The sequence below is a fragment of the Streptomyces ortus genome (assembly GCF_026341275.1).
GTDB lineage: Bacteria > Actinomycetota > Actinomycetes > Streptomycetales > Streptomycetaceae > Streptomyces > Streptomyces ortus.
The window spans coordinates 6430227-6449260 of the sequence record NZ_JAIFZO010000002.1; the positions used below are offsets into that span (position 1 = coordinate 6430227).

16 protein-coding genes and 2 pseudogenes are annotated in these 19034 nt (G+C 71.0%); 7 read left to right on the forward strand and 11 right to left on the reverse strand.

Features of this window, described 5'->3' with window-relative positions:
* Positions 1 to 23: 23 nt before the first annotated feature.
* The 3 genes from K3769_RS31515 to K3769_RS31525 all read right to left on the reverse strand — a co-directional run bounded on the left by K3769_RS31515 (position 24) and on the right by K3769_RS31525 (position 2560).
* Positions 24 to 815, reverse strand: a complete 792-nt coding sequence (locus K3769_RS31515) for an ABC transporter permease (RefSeq protein WP_267029650.1) — start codon at positions 813 to 815, stop codon at positions 24 to 26.
* The gene (locus K3769_RS31520) at positions 812 to 1783 is read right to left on the reverse strand and encodes an ATP-binding cassette domain-containing protein (RefSeq protein ID WP_267029651.1); all 972 of its coding nucleotides are present in this window, start codon (positions 1781 to 1783) and stop codon (positions 812 to 814) included. Before K3769_RS31520 ends, K3769_RS31515 begins: the two co-directional genes overlap by 4 nt.
* A 105-nt stretch (positions 1784 to 1888) precedes the next feature.
* Positions 1889 to 2560: a DUF4097 family beta strand repeat-containing protein gene (locus tag K3769_RS31525; RefSeq protein ID WP_267029652.1), complete on the reverse strand. Its 672-nt coding sequence runs from the start codon at positions 2558 to 2560 to the stop codon at positions 1889 to 1891.
* 279 nt (positions 2561 to 2839) lie between these two features.
* Here K3769_RS31525 and K3769_RS31530 point away from each other — a divergent pair, with 279 nt between their 5' ends.
* On the forward strand, positions 2840 to 3634 hold the full coding sequence (locus tag K3769_RS31530; RefSeq protein ID WP_267029653.1) for a GbsR/MarR family transcriptional regulator: 795 nt from the start codon (positions 2840 to 2842) through the stop codon (positions 3632 to 3634).
* A 41-nt stretch (positions 3635 to 3675) separates the two neighbouring features.
* Positions 3676 to 4353: a ThuA domain-containing protein gene (locus tag K3769_RS31535; protein ID WP_267029654.1), complete on the forward strand. Its 678-nt coding sequence runs from the start codon at positions 3676 to 3678 to the stop codon at positions 4351 to 4353.
* Between the two features lie 11 nt (positions 4354 to 4364).
* On the opposite strand, the pseudogene K3769_RS31540 reads toward K3769_RS31535, so the two are convergent.
* Positions 4365 to 4487, reverse strand: a pseudogene (locus tag K3769_RS31540) (LacI family transcriptional regulator); the annotation flags it as partial.
* Positions 4488 to 4664: 177 nt separating this feature from the next.
* Here K3769_RS31540 and K3769_RS31545 point away from each other — a divergent pair.
* Positions 4665 to 6263, forward strand: a complete 1599-nt coding sequence (locus tag K3769_RS31545; protein WP_267029655.1) for a carboxylesterase/lipase family protein — start codon at positions 4665 to 4667, stop codon at positions 6261 to 6263.
* A gap of 93 nt (positions 6264 to 6356) precedes the next feature.
* Here the strand turns inward: K3769_RS31545 and map are convergent, their stop codons facing one another.
* A complete protein-coding gene (gene map / locus K3769_RS31550; protein WP_267029656.1) occupies positions 6357 to 7175 on the reverse strand; it encodes a type I methionyl aminopeptidase in 819 nt (272 codons plus the stop codon).
* A gap of 95 nt (positions 7176 to 7270) precedes the next feature.
* Between map and K3769_RS31555 the strand changes: the two genes are divergently transcribed.
* Positions 7271 to 7537 (forward strand): helix-turn-helix domain-containing protein, encoded by a 267-nt coding sequence (locus K3769_RS31555; protein ID WP_210888755.1) that lies wholly within the window; start codon positions 7271 to 7273, stop codon positions 7535 to 7537.
* A gap of 65 nt (positions 7538 to 7602) precedes the next feature.
* On the opposite strand, the gene K3769_RS31560 is transcribed toward K3769_RS31555, so the two are convergent.
* The 3 genes from K3769_RS31560 to mmuM all read right to left on the reverse strand — a co-directional run bounded on the left by K3769_RS31560 (position 7603) and on the right by mmuM (position 13519).
* Positions 7603 to 9372: a ThuA domain-containing protein gene (locus K3769_RS31560; protein ID WP_267029657.1), complete on the reverse strand. Its 1770-nt coding sequence runs from the start codon at positions 9370 to 9372 to the stop codon at positions 7603 to 7605.
* Between the two features lie 17 nt (positions 9373 to 9389).
* A complete protein-coding gene (locus tag K3769_RS31565; protein WP_267029658.1) occupies positions 9390 to 12254 on the reverse strand; it encodes a PQQ-dependent sugar dehydrogenase in 2865 nt (954 codons plus the stop codon).
* Between the two features lie 305 nt (positions 12255 to 12559).
* Positions 12560 to 13519 (reverse strand): homocysteine S-methyltransferase, encoded by a 960-nt coding sequence (gene mmuM, locus K3769_RS31570; protein ID WP_267029659.1) that lies wholly within the window; start codon positions 13517 to 13519, stop codon positions 12560 to 12562.
* A 225-nt stretch (positions 13520 to 13744) separates the two neighbouring features.
* On the opposite strand from mmuM, the gene K3769_RS31575 reads away from it, so the two are divergent.
* The 3 genes and pseudogenes from K3769_RS31575 (at position 13745) to K3769_RS31585 (ending at position 16130) form a co-directional block, all read left to right on the forward strand.
* Positions 13745 to 15157 carry an RICIN domain-containing protein gene (locus K3769_RS31575; RefSeq protein WP_267029660.1) on the forward strand — a complete coding sequence of 471 codons (1413 nt, stop codon included), beginning with the start codon at positions 13745 to 13747 and terminating at the stop codon, positions 15155 to 15157.
* A 36-nt stretch (positions 15158 to 15193) separates the two neighbouring features.
* A pseudogene (locus K3769_RS31580) lies at positions 15194 to 15503 on the forward strand (carbohydrate esterase); the annotation flags it as partial.
* Positions 15504 to 15695: 192 nt separating this feature from the next.
* Positions 15696 to 16130 carry an NUDIX hydrolase gene (locus K3769_RS31585; RefSeq protein WP_267029661.1) on the forward strand — a complete coding sequence of 145 codons (435 nt, stop codon included), beginning with the start codon at positions 15696 to 15698 and terminating at the stop codon, positions 16128 to 16130.
* On the opposite strand, the gene K3769_RS31590 is transcribed toward K3769_RS31585, so the two are convergent.
* The 3 genes from K3769_RS31590 to K3769_RS31600 form a co-directional block, all read right to left on the reverse strand.
* Positions 16117 to 16842 (reverse strand): hypothetical protein, encoded by a 726-nt coding sequence (locus tag K3769_RS31590; RefSeq protein ID WP_267029662.1) that lies wholly within the window; start codon positions 16840 to 16842, stop codon positions 16117 to 16119. The two genes, K3769_RS31585 and K3769_RS31590, sit on opposite strands and share 14 nt — an antisense overlap.
* 16 nt (positions 16843 to 16858) lie before the next feature.
* Positions 16859 to 18262: a prenyltransferase/squalene oxidase repeat-containing protein gene (locus K3769_RS31595; RefSeq protein ID WP_267029663.1), complete on the reverse strand. Its 1404-nt coding sequence runs from the start codon at positions 18260 to 18262 to the stop codon at positions 16859 to 16861.
* Positions 18263 to 18334: 72 nt separating this feature from the next.
* Positions 18335 to 18922 (reverse strand): TetR/AcrR family transcriptional regulator, encoded by a 588-nt coding sequence (locus K3769_RS31600; protein WP_267029664.1) that lies wholly within the window; start codon positions 18920 to 18922, stop codon positions 18335 to 18337.
* Between the last annotated feature and the right edge of the window lie 112 nt (positions 18923 to 19034).

Below are 19034 nucleotides of genomic sequence, written 5' to 3' on the forward strand. Positions count from 1 at the left end.
GACGGCCCGCGCCGCCATGACGGTCACTTCGCGTCGCGGTTGAACTGTGACGCCGACCACCAGTAGCCGAGCGCCGCCAGCCCCAGGCACCAGGCCACGGCCAGCCACCCGTTGTGGCCGATCTCGGTGCCGAGCAGCAGCCCGCGCAGCGTCTCGATGGCCGGGGTGAAGGGCTGGTACTCGGCGATCGGCTGGAACCACCCCGGCATGGTGTCGGCCGGGATGAAGGCGCTGGAGATGAGCGGCAGCAGGATCAGCGGCATGGCCATGTTGCCGGCCGCCTCGGCGTTCGGGCTCGCCATGCCCATCCCGACCGCGATCCAGGTCAGCGCCAGGGCGAACAGGGCCAGCAGCCCGAACGCCGCCAGCCATTCAAGGGCCGTGGCATCGGTGGACCGGAAGCCGATGGCCACCCCGACGGCCCCGACGAGCACCAGACTGGCGAGCACTTGCAGGACGCTGCCGACGACGTGCCCGATGAAGACCGATCCGCGGTGGATCGCCATCGTGCGGAAGCGGGCGATGATGCCCTCGTTCATGTCCGTGGCGACGGACACCGCCGCCCCGATCACGGTGCTGCCGATGGTCATCAGCAGGATGCCCGGAACGATGTAGGCGATGTACTCGGAGCGGTCGGCGCCGCCGTCCCCGATCCCGGCGCTCATCACGTCGCCGAAGATGTAGACGAAGAGCAGGAGCAGCATGACCGGGGTGAGCAGCAGGTTCAGGGTGAGGGACGGATAGCGCCGGGCGTGCAGGAGGTTGCGGCGCAGCATGGTGGACGAGTCGCGCACGGCGAGGGAGAAGGTACTCATCGGACGGTCTCCTTGGTGGGGTCGGCCTGGCTGGGGACGGTGGTGTCGCCGGTGAGGGCGAAGAAGACGTCGTCGAGGTCGGGGGTGTGGACGGTCAGTTCGTCGGCTTCGATGCCGGCGGTGTCGAGCCGGTCGACGATGGTGCGCAGGGCGCGCTGGCTGCCGTCGCTGGGGAGCTGGAGGGCGAGGGCCTCGTCGTCGCGGGCGGCTTCGCGCAGCGCGGCGGCGGCGGAGCGGTATGCGTCGGGGTCGGTGAAGCGCAGTCGGACGTGTCCGCCGGGGATGAGTCGCTTCAGTTCTTCGGCGCTTCCCTGCGCGGCGATGCGGCCGTTGTTGAGGACGGCGATGCGGTCGGCGAGCTGGTCGGCTTCTTCGAGGTATTGGGTGGTGAGGAAGACGGTGACGCCGCTGGTGACGAGTTCTCGGATGATCTGCCACATGGTGTGGCGTGAGCGGGGGTCGAGGCCGGTGGTGGGTTCGTCGAGGAAGATGATCCGCGGGTTGCCGACGAGGGTCATGGCGATGTCGAGGCGGCGTTTCATGCCGCCGGAGTAGGTGGAGGCGGGTTTGCCGGCGGCGGCGGTGAGGTCGAAGCGTTCGAGGAGTTCGGCGGCGACCCGGCGGCCTTCGGTCTTGGGCAGGTGGTGCAGGTCGGCCATGAGGAGCATGTTCTCCTCGCCGGTGATCAGCCCGTCGACGGCGGAGAACTGTCCGGTGACGCCGATGCCCGCCCGCACGGCCTGCGGGTCGGCGCCGAGGTCGTGGCCCCCGACGCGGATCGCGCCGGAGGCGGGGTCGGGGGAGACGAGGGTGGAGAGGATGTTGACGACGGTCGTCTTGCCGGCGCCGTTCGGGCCGAGCAGGGAGAAGATCGTTCCTTGGGGGACGACCAGGTCGATGCCGTCGAGGACGACCTTGTCGCCGTAGGACTTGCGCAGCCCGTTCGCCGCGATGGCCGGGTCGGTCATGAGGAATGCTCCTTCGAGAACTGCGGATCAGGGACCGCGGATCAGGGACCGCGGATCAGGGACCGCGGATCAGGTGCTGAGGGGCGCGAACCGTGGGGCCGCCGGTCAGAGACTGCGGGCGGTGATGTCGCCGTAGGACGTGGTCGCGTGGATGTTCAGGGCGGCGGCGTCGCCGTCGGAGTTCTTGAGCGCGTTGTTGATCCGGCCGAAGGCGGTCCCGGCGTCCAGGGAGGCGGAGACCCCGCGGGCGGCGCCGACCGACACCTCGCCGGCCGAGGTGCGCAGCACGACCGTGCCGCGCACGGCCTCGGTGACGCGGATGTCGCCCTTCTGGACGCTGATCTCCGCCGGGCCGCCGAGGCGGCCGACCGAGACGTCACCGGCGAGCAGGCTGAGGCGGGCCGACGTGGCCTCGTCGAGCTTGACCGAGCCCTGCGCCCCCTCGAACGCGACGTCGCCCAGCCGGCCGACGCCCCGGAACTCGCCGGCGGCCGTCCTCGCCTCGACGCGGGAGCCGGCGGGCAGCTGGACGGTCACCTCGACGGACCCCGAGTTGCCGAGGACGCGGTTCTTCGCGGGTGCGGCCTCGATGCGCAGGACGCCGTCGTCGTAGGCGACCTCGATCCGCTCGGCCGCCTTCACGTCGCGGCTGTCGGAGGCGTTCGCGGGCAGCACCTCGACCGTGGTGTCGGCCCGGTCGGCGGCGATGAACCGGATGCGTCCGGCGGGGACGTCGAGGACGGCGGAGATCTGGGTGGCGGTGTCGAACTTCTGCATCGTGCTCTCCTCGGTGTGGTGGTCCGGGTCGCCCGTTCGGCGTTTCCGACATGGGAAAAGCTACGTTGCGTTCATGGATGCGGCAACATACTTGTTGCACGGCAATGCAATAAGTGCAGCTCAAGGCGTAGTTTTCGTTGCGCTGGCAGTGAATCTAACGCAACAGCACCTACGGCGTTCGTTGCAATGTGCTTGAAGTGAACGCTATGCTCGACGTACCCGGCGCGACCGAGCGCGACCGAGGACCACGCAGGGCCCAGGAGCACGAAGGAGACCGCGATGCCGGGAGGCAGGCTCACTCAGCAGGAACGCCAGCAGATCGCGCTGGGGCTGGCCGACGACCTCGCGTACGCGGAGATCGCCAGACGTCTCGAACGCCCGACCTCGACGATCACCCGAGAGGTCATGCGCAACGGCGGTCCCCTCGCCTACCGTGCGGACCTGGCCCACCGCGCCACCGAACACCGCGCCCACCGGCGCAGGGAGGCCACGCCCAAGGGGCGGGAAGCGCCTCCGCAGGCCCACGGGCGTGACGCCGAGGCCGTCCGCGCGTACGTGGAGGTGTTCACCACGCTCCTCATGCAGTCGGGCCTGCCCAAGATGACGTCCCGGGTACTGGCGCACCTCTACACCACCGACGCGGGCAGCCTCACCGCGTCCGAACTCGTCCAGCATCTCCAGGTCAGCCCCGCCTCCATCTCCAAGGCGGTCACGCTCCTCGAAAACCAGGGCCTCATCCGGCGGGAGCGGGACGAACGCCGCCGGGAGCGCTATGTCGTCGACGACGACGTCTGGTACGACGGGATGATCACCGCCGCCAAGTCCCACGCCCAGCTCGCCGAGACCGCACGGCAGGGCGTCGGCATCCTCGGCCCCGACTCCCCGGCCGCCGCCCGCCTCGAAGGCATCGCCCGCTTCGTCGACTTCGTGGGCGAGGGCATGATCCGGGCGGCGGAACAGGCACGCGAGGTCCTTTACACAAGGCCCGGCCCATCCGCCGCACCCCCGGCCGGCAGCCCTGCCGCACCCCCTGCGGACATCTCGTCCGCACCCCCCGCCGAACCCGCGCGGTAGAGACGCGCTACGCCGTAGAGACCCGGAGCCGGAGCCCCCTCATGGCAGCAACACCACACGCCTTCCCCCACCCGCGGGTCCTCGTCCACACCCGCACCACGGACTACCGCCACGACTCGATACCCGACGGCACGGCCGCCGTACGGTCGCTGGGGGCCGCGCACGGCTTCACCGTCCACGCGACGGAGGATCCGGGCTTCTTCGACGCCCCCGTGGGCCCGTACGCGGCCGTCGTCTTCCTCTCCACCAGCGGTGACGTCCTGACACCCGCGGGCCGGGAGCACCTGGCCGCGTACGTCGAGGCGGGCGGCGGCTTCGTCGGGGTGCACGCGGCGGCCTGTACGGAGTACGGGTGGCCCTACTACGGCGAGTTGCTCGGAGCGCGGTTCGCCCGGCACCCCGAGCATCAGCCGGGCCGGGCCCTGGTGGAGGACCACGATCATCCGGCGACCCGGCATCTGCCGGCCGCCTGGGAGTTCACGGACGAGTGGTACGACTTCCGGACCAGCCCCCGGGGTTCGGTACGCGTACTCCTCTCCGCCGACGAGACCTCGTACGACGGAGGCGGTATGGGCGACGACCACCCCTTGGCCTGGTGCCACTCCCAAGGCCGGGGGAGAGCCTTCTACACGGCCCTGGGCCACGCCAAGGAGGCCTACACCGACGAGAACTTCCGCTCCCACCTCCTGGGCGGAATCACCTGGGCAGCCGCGCCATAGTGGCGCCGAGCTCACCGCCCCGCCGTACTCGCCCGCACGACCAACCGCGTCGACAGCTCGGTCCGGGTCCCCTCGGGCTGCTCCCCGGCCATCATCCGCACCAGCAGCCGCAGCGCGACCGCCGCCACCTCGGAAGGCGCCCGCCCCGGAACGGCCCGGCGCTGCGCGCCCCGGGGCGGACGACACGTCCGACTTGGGTGCCCTGGGGCTGCGGAACGGGAGGGTTCTGTGATGCGGTGGCAGCACGGTTCGCGGATGCGGTCCAGGACGCCGTCCGTGGACGCGGTGCGTGGCGGGGAGGAAGGGTTCGGATGGCTGAGGGACCTGTGAGGGCCGGGGATTCCGCCGGGCCCGAGGATCCCGTGGTGGGCACCCCCTACGGGGCGGTGCGGGGCCGTTACGAGAACGGCCTCGCCGTCTTCCGGGGCATCCCCTACGCGGCCCCGCCCTTCGGCCCCCGCCGCTTCCGGCCGCCCGTTCCGCCCGAGCCCTGGACCGGGGTGCGCGACGCGGGCGCGTTCGGGCCGACGCCGCCCAAGCCGCCGTACTCCGAGGCCTTCGCGAAGCTGCTCGCCGACCCGGTCGTACCGGGCGACGACTGCCTGAACCTGAACGTCTGGACACCGGAGCCGGGTCCTGGCGCCCGCCTCCCGGTCATGGTGTGGATCCACGGCGGAGCGCTGACCCGCGGCTCGTCCGCGATCCCGGTGTACGACGGCCGGTCCTTCGCCCGGGACGGCGTGGTGTTCGTGTCCGTCAACTACCGCCTGGGAGTGGAGGGGTTCGGCCTCTTCCCGGACGCCCCCGCCAACCCGGGCCTGCGCGACCAGCTCGCCGCGCTGGAGTGGGTACGGGACTCGATCACGCGGTTCGGCGGCGACCCGGACCGGGTGACCGTCTTCGGCGAGTCCGCCGGGGCGATCAGCATCGGGGCGCTGCTGGCGAGCCCGCGCGCCCGGGGCCTGTTCCGGCGGGCGGTGCTGCAGAGCGGGGCGCCCGAGGTGACGGAACGGGACAAGGTGCGGCGCGTGGTGCGCCGGATGGCCGCCCGGCTGCGGGTGCCGGCGACGGCCAGGGCGTTCGCCGCCGTCGACCGAGGCGCCCTGATCGAGGCGCAGGCGGAGGCCGGCCGCCGGGCGAGCCCGGTCGTCGGCGGGCCCGCGTTCGGCATCGTCGTCGACGGTGAGCTGGTGCCGCGCGATCCGCTGGAGGCGCTGGCCGAGGGCGGGGCCGCCCAGGACGTGGCACTGCTCATCGGCTGGACCAGCGAGGAGCACCGGCTGTGGCTCGCGCCGACCGGCCTCCTCGAACGCCTGAACCGGCTCGGCCCGGTCGCCCTGGCCGCGGCGAGGGCCCGCTGCCGCTGCGGTCCCGAGGTGCCGCGCGGCTACCGGCTGGCCCGGCCCGGGGCGGGCCCCGCCGATCTGGTGGGGCAGCTGGTCACCGACTTCCTCCTCCGGGTGCCGCTGCACCGGCTGGCCGACGCCCACCGGGCGCGCTCGCACGTCTACGAGTTCGCCTGGCCGTCGAACGTACCCGGCCTCGGTGCCTGCCACGCCCTGGAGCTGGGCTTCGTCTTCGACACGGTCGGTGTACCCGAGGCGGAGCGACTCGCGGGCCCGGGAGCGCCGCAGTCCCTCGCCGACGAGATGCACGGGGCGTGGGTGCGGTTCGCCGTCACGGGCGACCCGGGCTGGCCCGCCTGGGACGCCACACATCCCGTACGGGTCTTCGGCTCCGGCGGACCCGGGCTCGTACGGGGGCCTCGGGACCGGGAGATGGCCCTGTGGGGGCACGGGGCCCCGGCTCCCACCGGTGCCGAGCGCGACGCGGCGTCACCCGGGCCGGACGCGGCGCCGAGGACGGTCGTGCGGCGACTCCGCAGGCCCGGCGCCATGCGGAGGATCTGACGGCAGCCCGCCTTGCCCGGAGTCACGTGGCTGTGCGAGCCGCGCAAGCAGCCCAAGCCGCGCCCCGGGGCCGCCTCGGAGCTCGGTCGTCGCCTACTTGCGCCGGGCGTCCCGGCCCTTGGCGGTCGTGGCGCTCGTGTTGCTCTCCGGGCGGCGGGTCAGGACGAGGGGGCCGGTTTCGGTGATGGCGACCGTGTGCTCGGAATGGGCCGTGCGTGAGCCGTCGGCCGAGCGGATGGTCCAGCCGTCCGGGTCGTACACGATCTTGTCGGTGCCGGCGGCGAACCAGGGCTCGATCGCGATCGTCAGTCCGGGACGCAGCTTCCAGCCCCGGCCGGGGCGGCCGTCGTTGGGGATGTGCAGCTCCTCGTGCATCGTGCGGCCGATGCCGTGACCGCCGAATTCGAGGTTGACCGGGTAGCCGTACTCTGCGGCGACCCCGCCGATGGCCGCCGAGATGTCCCCGAGCCGGTTGCCAGGCAGGGCGACCTCGATCGCGGCCTCCAAGGCGACCTCGGTGGCCTCGATCAGCCGCAGGTCCTCCGGGGCCGGGGTGCCGACGACGACGGACAGGGCCGAGTCCGCGGCCCAGCCGTCGACGGTCACGGCCATGTCCATGGTCAGCAGATCCCCGTCACGCAGCTTGTAGCTGTGCGGCAGCCCGTGCAGCACGGCGTCGTTGACCGAGAGGCACACCACGTTGCGGAACGGGCCCTTGCCGAACGAGGGCTCGTAGTCCCAGTAGCAGGACTCCGCGCCGCGCTCCTTGATCCGGCGGCGCGCGTGGTGCTCCAGATCCAGCAGGTTGACCCCTACCGCCGCGAGGTCACCCAGCTCGCCCAGCACCTGGCCGAGGAACTGTCCGGTGACGTGCATGCGCTCGATGTCTGCGGGAGATTTGTGCTCGATCACTGCGTTCCTCGATTTCCCTGGGCGACCGACCGGTATATTTATACCAGAGGGTGGGATGGTTGCCCGCCCCGCACCACCGCCTCTAGCATGGGCGCATGGTCCGCCATCCGCTCGCCCCCGAACAGATCGAGGCGGGCCGACGTCTCGGGGCCGCGTTGCGCTCCGCCCGGGCCGGCCGCAGTCCCGCCGAAGTCGCCGCGGCGGCGGAGATCTCGCCCGAGACCCTGCGCAAGATCGAGACCGGCCGCATGCCGACGCCCGCGTTCGGCACGATCGTGCGGCTCAGCGAGGTCCTGGGCGTACCCCTGCCGGAGCTCGCCAGCGTCTGGCGCACCGATCCCGCTCTCAGCGCGGCCTCCTGACCCCACGGGTACGTCTTCGCCCCGCTCACAGAAGTGAGCGGGGCGAAGAGTTCAGGTCTGCCAGGTCAGGGCAGGGTCCATTTCTGGTTGGCGTTGGTGTGGCAGGTCCACAGGTGGACGGGCGTGCCGTCGTTCCAGGTGCCGCCGGACGCGTCGAGGCATTTGCCGGACTGTGGGTTGCGGACGGTGCCGTCGCTCTGGGCGGCCCAGGTCTGGGCACCGCTGCCGTTGCACGTCCAGAGCTGGATCTTCGTACCGTCGGCGTTGCCCCCGCCGCTCACGTCCAGGCACTTGCCCAGCGCCTTCAGTGTGCCGTCGCCTCCGACGGTCCACTTCTGGGCGCCGGATCCGTTGCAGGTCCAGATCTGGACCTTGGTGCCGTCGGCGGTCTGGGCGTTGTCGATGTCCAGGCACTTGCCGCCCACGCCCTTGACCTCCCCCGTACGGGGTCCGGGCTCCTGCCCGCCGGCGCGCTTGACGCGGATGTTGCGGAAGGACACGTCGTCGCCGTCACCGTGGTTCTGGAGACCGATGTACCCCTGCCGCAGACTCCGTACGGGGTCGGTGTTGGTGAAGTCGTTGATCTTGCGGCCGTTGAGGAAGATCTCCAACCGCTCACCGGTGACCCGCAGTTCGTACGTGTTCCACTCGCCCGGCGGATTCAGCGCGGCGTCCCGTGCGGCGATGTCGGCGGACTTGAAGCCGTAGACGGAACCCGTGGTGCGGTCGACGGTGTCGGTGGCGTCGATCTGGATCTCGTAACCGTTGTCCACCGCCGACCACGGGTCGTCGGAGGCCGGGAAGCCGATGAAGACACCGGAGTTGTCGTCCCCGGCCATCCGCCAGTCGAGCTTGAGGGAGTAGTCCCCGGTCAGCTCCTGGGCGTTGTACCAGAACAGACCCATCCCGCCCACGGAGGTGAGCGTGCCGTCCGCGAGGCCGAACTGCCCGGGCCCTGCCTGCTTCCAGCCGGTGGTGGACGTACCGTTGAACCACGACGTGTAGCCGGTCTCCGGGCGGCAGTCCGCGTCGGTCATCCCGGCGGCCCAGCGGATACCGCCGAGGAGGTGGCGCCGGAAGACGGGATCGGCGTACGACTCCTCGGTGTGCCCGCCGCCGGTGTAGAAGGCCCGGCCGCCCTGGTAGTCCTTGCACCAGGCGATCGGATGGTCGCCGGACATGTTCCCGCCGGAGTAGCTGGACTCGTCGAGCGAGGCCAGGACACGGGCGGTGGTGCGGGGGTTGGTGCGGTAGTTGTACCACTCGTCCGTGCGCTGCCAGGTGCTGCCCAGATGGGCGGTGGCGTCGTGCGCCCGGTCCTCCACCTTGACCGTGGCGGACTGGATCGCCGGATGCGAGTGGAAGAGCGCGCCGGCCAGCCCCTCGTAGAAGGGCCAGTCGTACTCGGTGTCGGCGGCGGCGTGGATACCGACGTAACCGCCGCCGCCCTGGACGTAACTCTCGAAGGCCGTCTGCTGGGCGGCGTTCAGCACGTCACCCGTCGTCGACAGGAAGACGACACTCTTGTACTGGGCGAGGTTGCCGGTGGTGAAGGTCCCGGCGTCCTCGGTCGCGTCCACGGTGAAGTTGTTCGCGCTGCCGAGGCCGCGCAGGGCCGTGATGCCCTCGTCGATCGAGTCGTGCCGGAAGCCCGCCGTCTTGGAGAAGACGAGGATCTTGTACGCGGGGTCGGCCGCCGCGAGGGGCGGTGCTTCGGCGGTGACGGACGGGCTCACCGCTCCGGGCAGCGCGGCGGCCTGCGGGGTCAGACAGAGCGCGGCGCCCACGAACAGGCCGAGGACAGCTTTCAGACAGGTGTGCACAGAGGTACGCATGGTCGGTCTCCTCCCTCCTACGGCAGGGTCCACTTCTGGTTGGCGGCTGTGTGGCAGGTCCACAGATGGACGGCTGTTCCGTCGTTCCAGGTGCTGCCCGACGCGTCGAGGCATTTGCCGGACTGCGGGTTGCGGACGGTGCCGTCGCTCTGGGCGGCCCAGGTCTGGGCACCGCTGCCGTTGCACGTCCAGAGCTGGATCTTCGTGCCGTCGGCGGTGGCTCCGCCGCTGATGTCCAGGCACTTGCCGAGTGCCTTGAGTGTGCCGTCGCCTCCGACGGTCCACTTCTGGGCGCCGGATCCGTTGCAGGTCCAGATCTGGACCTTGGTGCCGTCGGCGGTCTGGGCGTTGTCGATGTCCAGGCACTTGCCGCCCACGCCCTTCACCTCACCGGTGCGGGCGGCGCCGCCGGCGGTGGCGAAGGAGAACTCGTCCACGTCGAAGAGCGCGCCACTGCCGCCCTTGAAGACGAGGTGGAGGGAGGTGGAAGCGGTGGGCTGGTTGCTCAGCGCGGCCGTCACGTCCTGGAAGGTCTCCCAGTCGCCGGTCACCGGCACGGTCGCCGTGCCGAGCAGGGTGCCGGTCGTGGAACCGGCGCGGACCTCGATGGTGCCGCCCGCGCCCGCCGACGAGACCCGGGCGGTGAACCGCGTCGCGTTGCCGAGGGCGTACGGCTCGAAGGAGATCCAGTCGTTGTTCTCGATGTTGCCGACGGTCTTGCCGCCGTGCGCGGAGGTGTGGGAGATGACGTCGACGCCCGCGGAGTCGCCGTAGTGCTCGCCCTGCCGGTGGCTGGGCTGGACGACGTGCTGGTCGTGCGCCGTCAGCGCGGGCTGGCCGCCGGCGCCCTTGTCGGTGTACTCGGCGTCGAGCACCCCGAAGATGTTGGCGTTGGGGTCGTGCTCGCCGTCCGCCAGGGTCTGCAGGGTCCCGGTGCACCCGGTGGCCGAGGTCTGCGGATGACCGTGGCTGTCGTGGCCGACGATGAAGGTGACCTTCACCTTGGAGCAGTCGATCGTCCCGCCGGCGCTGTCTTCGGGGTCGGTCACCGTCACCTTGAACGGGATGGCGGCGCCGAAGTCGTGAATGCTGCCGTCCAGGGGCAGGTCGAGTTTCACGGTGGGCGCGGTGTTCCCCACCGTGACCTGCACGGAGGCGCTGCCGGACTTGCCGGTGCCGTCCGTGACGGTCAGCGTGGCCGTGTACTGGCCGTTGGTCGTGTAGGTGTGGGAGGGATTGGCTGCGGTCGAGGTGGAGCCGTCGCCGAAGTTCCAGGCGTAGCTCAGGGTGTCGCCGTCCGGATCGGTGCTGCCCGCCGAGGAGAACGCGACGGCCAGCGGCGCCTTGCCCGAGGTGACGTTCGCCTTCGCCTCCGCGGTCGGGGCGACGCCGCCCGTGACGTGGTCGATGCGGTACAGCGCGGAGTTCGCGTCACCGTTGAAGTAGCCGGTGCCGTAGTCGAGGACGTACAGGGCGCCGTCGGGGCCGAAGGCCATGTCCATCACCTGGGTGCCGCTCCAGGGCACGGAGTTGATGGACTGCACCGTGCCGTCCCCGCTCGCCTCGATGCGCTTGATCCAGCGGCGGCCGAACTCACCGGCGAAGAAGTCGCCGTCGTACTCCTGCGGGAACTTCACCTCGGAGGTGGAGTTCGCGTCGTAGCGGTAGACCGGGCCGCCCATCGGGGACTCCGAGCCGTTGCCGAACTCCGGGACGGACGCGCCGTCGTACGGGATCCAGGCGGGCTGGACCGGCGGCAGGCTGGTGAGGCCGGTGTTGCGGGGTGAAGTGTTCGTGGGCGCCGAGCAGTTGAAGGCGGACCCCGAGGCGCCGGTGGCGAAGTCGTAGTCGATGTAGGCGTCGTTCTTGCCGGTGCAGTACGGCCAGCCGAAGTTCCCGGCCTTGGTGATCCGGTTGAACTCCACCTGCCCACCCGGCCCGCGTGTGGGGCTCGCGGTGCCGGCGTCGGGGCCGTAGTCGCCGAGGTAGACGATGCCGGTGGCCTTGTCGACGCTCATCCGGAAGGGGTTGCGGAAGCCCATCGCGTAGATCTCGGGACGGGTCTTGGCGGTCCCGGAGGGGAAGAGATTGCCGCTCGGTATCGAGTAGGACCCGTCCGCGTTGACCTTGATCCGCAGGACCTTGCCGCGCAGGTCGTTGGTGTTGCCCGCGGAGCGCTGCGCGTCGAAGGCGGGGTTGCGGGTGGCGCGCTCGTCGATCGGGGTGTAGCTGTCCGAGGCGAACGGGTTGGTGTCGTCGCCGGTGGACAGATACAGGTTTCCCGCCGCGTCGAAGTCGATGTCGCCGCCGACGTGGCAGCAGAGACCGCGGGAGGCGGGCACGTCGAGGATCTTCTTCTCGCTGGCGGCGTCGAGAGTGCCATCGGTCTTCAGAACGAACCGCGACAGCCGGTTGACCCCGTCGAAGGGGGCGAAGTCGGCGGCGCCGCCGTCGGAGGGGGCGTCACCGGCGGGTGTGCTGAGCGGGGGCGCGTAGTACAGGAAGATCTGCCGGTTGGAGGCGAAACCGGGGTCCACGGCAACGCCCTGAAGCCCCTCCTCGTCATGGTTGTAGACATCCAGCTTGCCCGCGACGGAGGTGGTTCCGGCCGCGTTCGTCAGACGGAGCGTGCCGTCCCGGGAGGTGTGCAGGACCGAGCGGTCCGGCAGCACGGCCAGGGTCATGGGCTCGCCCGTCTCGGCCACCCCCTTGGCGAGCGTGACCTGCTGGAACTCGACGGCGGCCTTGGATCCGCCGGCCGGATCCGCGGGTCGCGCGGGGTGCGCGGCGGCCGGGGAGATGGGCAGCAGACAGCCGACGGCAACGGCCGCGGCGGTCAGCAGATGACGGACACGTCTGTGTCCGAGCGGTTTCGTGCGCACAGAGGTCTCCCATAGGGGGTGGGATGACGGCAGCCCTGACCGGACTGCCAAGCGGTGCACAGGCGCGCGCCGTCGCGCCGTCGTCACCGGTCGCAGCGCTATGACCGGTTCATTTCAAGGAAGTTAGCGAGCTTTGTCGAACGCCGTAACCCATCGAGCACAACTTCCCGACACTTTTTCCCCGCCGAGGACAAAGTGGGAAACTGGGATCGCCCGATGCGTGATCCGGAACTGAGGCGGCGGATCACGCGGGCGGCGCGGGGCCGGTCCGCGGCGGCGTGTCGTCGGCCGCTCCGAGCCTGCCTCTAGGTGACCGGTCCGAGGGTGTCGGTGATCGCGGAGATCGCCTCCGGTCCCACCCGGCAGCACCCGCCGATCAACCGTGCCCCGGCGTGCTCCCAGGCGACGACCTGCTCCGGTGCGAACGTGGAGCGCCCTCGCCAGGCGCGCGCCTGCGCGTCCCAGGTCTCGCCGCTGTTCGGGTAGACGACGACCGGCTTGCCGGTGACCCGCGCGGCGGTCGCCACCGCGGCGTCCACGTCCTCGGGGGCGCAGCAGTTGACGCCGACCGCGATCACTTCGTCGGCGTCGGCGGCCACCGCGAAGGCCTCCTCCAGTGGCTGCCCGGCCCGTGTCCGCCCATCCGCCACGCTGTACGACAGCCACGCGGGCACGCCGAGCCCCCGCACCGCCCGCACCAGGGCCCGCGCCTCATCGGCATCCGGCACGGTCTCCAGGGCCAGCACGTCAGGGCGGGCCCGGGCCAGCACCTCCACCCGGGGCCGGTGGAAACGCTCCAGTTCGGCCACGCTCAGCCCGTACCGCCCCCGGTACTCGGAGCCGTCCGCGAGCATCGCCCCGTACGGGCCCACGGACGCCGCCACCCACAGCGGCCCGCGCGCACCCCGCACCCCGGCCTGCCGGGCGGCCTCCCGCGCGAGTCCGACGCTCAGCCCGAGGAGTTCGGCCGCACGCTCCCGGGAGATACCGCGCCGGGCGAAGCCCTCGAAGGTGGCCTGGTAGCTGGCCGTGATCGCCACGTTCGCACCGGCCTCGAAGTAGGCGAGATGCGCCTCGGTGACCGCTTCGGGCCGCTCCACGAGCAGCCGCGCCGACCACAGCTCGTCGCTCAGATCGTGCCCGGCGGCCCGCAGCTGATTGGACAGCCCACCGTCGAGAACGACCGTGCCGGCCCCGCCGGCGAGCACGTCGGCGAGGGAGCGGGCGGTGCCGGGGGAGGCGTCGGGGGATCGGTCGCTGCTCATGCCCCGACGCTAGCCGAAGCGCGACCGGACCCCTTTCCATCGGATCGCTCCCGACCCGTTGACCTCCTCGTACTACGCCCTTACCTTTTCGGCGTTCGGGATGACAGATGTTGTGCGAAATGCCGAACATTTCTGTTCGTTTTTGTGTCCCCCGCCCCCGCCCCCGCCCCCGGTCCCTGTGCCCGTCCCCGTCCCCGTCCCCGTCCCCGAAGGAGCGTGCCTGAGATGAGACGTCTGTACGCCGTACTCCTCGCCCTCTGTCTGGCCCTCGCCGGTGCCCTCGGCACCGCAGGTCCGGCCCAGGCCGCCGCCTGGACCATCGTGAACGGCACGCAGTTCACCGACACCGGCGGCAGCCCGGTGCACGCCCACGGCGGCGGAGTCGTCAAGGTCGGCTCGTACTACTACTGGTTCGGGGAGAACCGGAACGCCGACAACACCTTCCGGTACGTGGACGCCTACCGCTCCACGGACCTGAAGAACTGGGAGTTCCGCAACCACGTCCTGACCGAGGCGAGCGACCCGGAGCTGGCGACCGCGAACATCGAGCGGCCCAAGGTCATGTACAACGCGTCCACCGGCAAGTTCGTGATGTGGATGCACAAGGAGAACGGTGTCGACTACGGCGAGGCCCGCGCGGCGGTCGCCGTGTCGGACACGGTCGACGGCACCTACGCCTGGCAGGGCAGCTTCCGCCCGCTCGGCACGCACATGTCCCGTGACCTCACGGTGTTCGTCGACACGGACGGCGCGGGGTATATGGTCTCGGCCGCCCGCGAGAACTACGACCTGCAGATCTACCGGCTGACCGCCGACTACACCGGTATCGCCGCTCTGGTCGCCGACCCCTGGCACGGCGGCCACCGCGAGGCACCGGCCCTCTTCAAGCGCAACGGCGTCTACTTCATGCTGACTTCGGGGGCGACGGGCTGGAGCGCCAACCAGCAGCAGTACGCCACGGCGACCTCGATCGCGGGCCCCTGGACCGCGATGGCGAACGTCGGCGACTCCACGACGTACAACTCGCAGACGGCCTTCGTCCTGCCCGTGCAGGGGAGTTCGGCCACCTCCTACCTCTACCTGGGCGACCGCTGGGGCAACTCCTTCGGCGGTACCGTCAACGACAGCCGTTACGTCTGGCTGCCGCTGGCCTTCCCCAGCTCGACCACGATGTCCATGTCCTGGTCGCCGGAGGTCACCGTCGACACGGCCGCCGGGACCGTCACCGGGACGAGCGCCACGTACAACTCGCTCATCGCGCGGCACTCCTCCAAGTGCGCCGACGTGACCAGCCAGTCGCTGTGGGCCGGGGCCCAGATCAAGCAGTACACCTGCAACGGCGGCACCAACCAGAAGTACTGGTTCAAGTCGGTCGGCGGCGGTTACCACCAGCTGGCCGTGCGGGGCAGTTCCCTGTGCGTGCAGGAGAACGCGAGCACCGTCACGCAGGAGAACTGCAGTGGCTCGGCGACCGCCCAGCAGTGGTCGCTCACCACCACCGGCTCCTACGTCAACATCAAGTCGCGAGCCACCGGCGAGTGCCTGGACGTGAACGGCGCGTCCACCGCGGACTCCGCCGCGCTCATCACGTACACCTGCAACGGGGCGACCAACCAGCAGTGGACCCAGGGCAGTTGAGCGCGCGACACTCGACGGTCACACCGCCGGCCGCGCCGCGAGGGCGACCTGGTCCTCATCCAGCTCGCCCACAACGACAAACAGACGGACGAGCCGACGTGCCGCGCGCATCTCGAAACGCTCGTCGCGGGCGTACGGGAAGAGGGTGGGCGTCCGGTTCCGGTCACTCCGATCGTCCGTCGCCTGTTCAACGGCGACGGCACACCGAACAGCGGCACGGCCCTGCTGGTGCACGGCCTCGGGGCGGACCACCCGGTCGTCACCCGCCCGGTCGACGGCGTACGCGGGACTCGTCCGCGACGAACTCCTTGCTCAAGGTCTGGTGCCGGAGCGCCTTGTGAGGTGAGCTTGGCGCCTGGGGCGTCCCGACCGGAACCGGGGCGCCTCAGGTGTACATCCGTGGGGCGACCCACGGATGTACACGCACAGCCGCACGGCCGGCCCGGATCCGCCCCACCCGAGGGGCCTTCCTGGTAGCGTTGATGCTTTCGCGGGTATGAAACTCTGTGGACTCCGACCGGCGAGGGACCCAGGAATCATGGACATCACCGGTAGTACGGGCAACACGAGCGGGAAGCGGCTGGCCGCGGCCGTCGTGATGCGCAAGGGCCTCGTCCTGCTGGTGCGCCGCAGTGAGACCGAGCGGTTCCTGCCCCGGGTGTGGGGCGTCCCCTGCGGAAAGCTGGAGCCCGGCGAAAGCCCCGAGGACGGTGTGCTGCGGGAGCTCAAGGAGGAGACCGGGCTGCTCGGCGAGGTCGTCCGCAAGGTCGGCGAATCGTCCTTCGTGAGCGAGTACCGCGGACAGGAGATCAAGAACTGTCAGGACAACTTCCTGGTCAGCCCCCTCTCCCGGCACATCACCCTCCCCGAGCCGGACCAGGACCACCGCTGGCTGAGCCCCGCCGACCTGCACACCGTCGACATCGACGACTACAACGTCGACATCGTGCGTCAGGCCCTCACGAACTTCTGAGCAGCTCCGCAAGGGCGTCGAGCTCGCTCAGGTAGTCGTCCACCTCCAGCGGCACCTTCGGTACGGTCCCCGGGTGGGGCCCCGCCGCCGTGAACACGTCGGTGTGCCGCCGCCGTTCGTTCCCCGTCTCCAGGAAGAGCGTCACCGTCGGCTCGGGCGTGTCGCACCACGCCCGGTGCAGGGTGCGCGCGGGCAGGGCGTAGGTGCTGCCCGCCGCGTACTCCGCGACCTGGGTCAGCCGCAGCCGGGCCGGGCCCGTGGGCTCCAGCAGCCAGTCCGCCGAACCGTCCGCCAGGGACTCCTGGTACCGGTCCGCCGCGATCCCGCCGTCACCGCCGGGCGCGTACAGCTCCATCGCCAGCCGCCCCCGTACGACGGAGGAGGCGAGCGGGGAACGGTGGTTGTGGATGTCCTCCTTGCCGACCGCGCCGCGCCCCGGATGCCACAGATGGGCGCGCAGCATGTGGCGCGGGCCGTCGTCGATGAGCAACAGCTTGTCGAAGCCGAGGACATGGCGGTACGAGAGCCGGGCACAGCCGTGCGGATCGCCCTCACCGGAGGCGAGTTCGGCGGTCAGCTCCAACAGGCGCTCGGGAGCGCCCAGTTCGGCCACCACCGCGCGGGCCGCCGCCAGCCGCTCGTGTTCCGGCAGTTCGCCGTCCAGCGTCTCGGTCAGCAACTGCCGTGCCGCCAGGACCTGTCGGCCACCCATGCACGTTCCTCCCGGCTCAGCCATTCGGTTGGTGGATCAGCGGTTCATACATCCATACGGCATGCGCCCGCAGTGCCGATAGGCCTTGATAGGTCATCCACATGGGACGGCGCAGCTCATTGGTGTCGTCTCGCACCCAGGTCCATATGCCGTCGCTCTGTCCTGCGTACACGGCGCTCGCCGCCCCGTTCAGCAGCTCGCGCCACTGCTCCTCCACGCCGTCCTCGCGCGCTACGTCCCGCGCGCCGGGGGTGAGCAGGGCGCGGACGATCCAGGAGGCCGTGAAGTGCCGTACGTTCAGGACCTCGTGGCGGGTCGGGTCGTCGGTGCGCGGCCTGCGTACGTCCTCGCGGAGGTTGGACAGGTCGAGGCAGGCGTCGTGCGGGGCGTCCGGGCAGGCGAGCAACCAGCGCACACCGTCCTCCCGGGCGGCGCGCGCGTTGACGCTCTCACTGCCCAGGACACGGGCCGCGCGGTCCAGGGCGACCACGGCCTGCGCCGTGTGCAGCGGGGACGGCGGCCCGTGGAGGGGCGCGAGCCGGTAACCCCAGCAGCGGTGGTGCCGGCGGCGCGGGTCGGTGACCGCGCCCTCGACCAGGGCGTCGCGCAGCAGGGGCAGCGCCGCGGAGGCGGGCGCCGCGCGCAGCAGGCCGCGCATCACGGTCGTCAGGACGTGGGTCAACTCGCTTCCTGTACGGTCGAGTTCGTGCGTGAAGCGCGTTTCGCAGTGGGCCACTTCCTCGGCGAGCCGCTCCTGTGAGGCTCCGGCCCGGGCCAGCGCGCCGAGCACCAGGGCGGTCACCTCCGGGCGGGCCTGGGAGCCCTGTGTACGCGCCGACCAGCCACCGTCCGGCAGGCGCAGCCGCCACAGCGTGTCGATCAGGTCGCCCGCGCCGATCCGCCCCTCGGGCATCCCCAGGTCGAGCATGATGTGCAGCCCGTACGCGGTACCCATGGAGGTGGGCCGGCCGGGACCGCTCTCACCGAGGGAGTGCGGCCAGCCGGTGAGGCGTCCTCGTACGGGGTCGTCGACCACGCAGATCTGTTCGGCGAGCGTGCCGTACGCGGCGGAGAAGAGGTCGGGCAGGGGGCCGGGGCCCGCGAGGGCCGACCCGGAGGCAGGCAACTGGCCTGCCGGAACCGGTGAGTTGTTCTCACTCCTGGCCCGGAGCAGGGCCGCCGAGAGCCAGGCCGCGAGGGCCGTGCCGAGCCCGCTGACCACGGCGATGGTGTAACGAGCCGTCTGGCCGCCGATGTTGTCCGGCAGGACACCCACCAGGGACTGGAACACCGCGTAGCCCGCGCCGACGGCACCGAGCCCGCCCAGTCGGCGGACGAGACGGGCGGGGCGCGGGCCGTGCGGTATGTGCGGCTCGGGATCCGGTCTCAACGGGCCGCGTCGGAGCTGCGGTTGGGACAAGGTCCGCTCCCTCCCCCCAAGGCGGCATGTGGCACTTGCGAAGCTTCCAGTCTAAGTGGTCCCCTCACCCGGTCAGGCCTTCTCCGGCCGGTCGTCCCGTGGCCAGTTCTCCAGTGTGACGTGGAGGGCTTCGACGGCGCGGTTCCACGACGTCCGTACGTCCCTGGAGGCGCCGAAGGCTCCGGTGGCCTCCAGGGCGCAGTAGCCGTGGAAGGTGCTGCGCAACAGGCGTACCGCGTCGGTGAGGTCGGGCTCTTCGAGGCCGTAGGCGCGCAGCATGCCGTGGGTGACCTCCGCCGTGCGGACGAAGGCGGGGGAGGTGGCCGCGAGGCTCTGGTCGATACGGATCTGGGTGGCCGCGTATCGGCCGGGGTGCTCCAGGGCGTACGTGCGGTAGGCGTCGGCGAAGGCGGCGAGGGCGTCCTTGCCGGCGCGTCCTGCCACGGCGTCGGCGATGCGGTCGATCATTTCGCCGCCTGCGAGGAAGGCCATGCGGGTGCGCAGGTCGTGGAGGTTCTTGACGTGCGAGTACAGGCTTGCGTCCTTGACGCCGAACGTTCTCGCCAGGGCGGAGAGGGTGACGTGGTCGTAGCCTGCTTCGTCGGCGAGGTCGGCGGCGGCGGTGACGACCCGGTCGGTGGTGAGTCCGGCGCGGGCCATTCTCGGGGCCCCTTTCTGGGGGTGGGGGACGTCCGCCCAAGAATAGCGATCACGCTCGCCTCCCGCCCCCGCATGGGGGCTCCGCCCCCTCGCCCCCCTTTGCGCAGTTCCC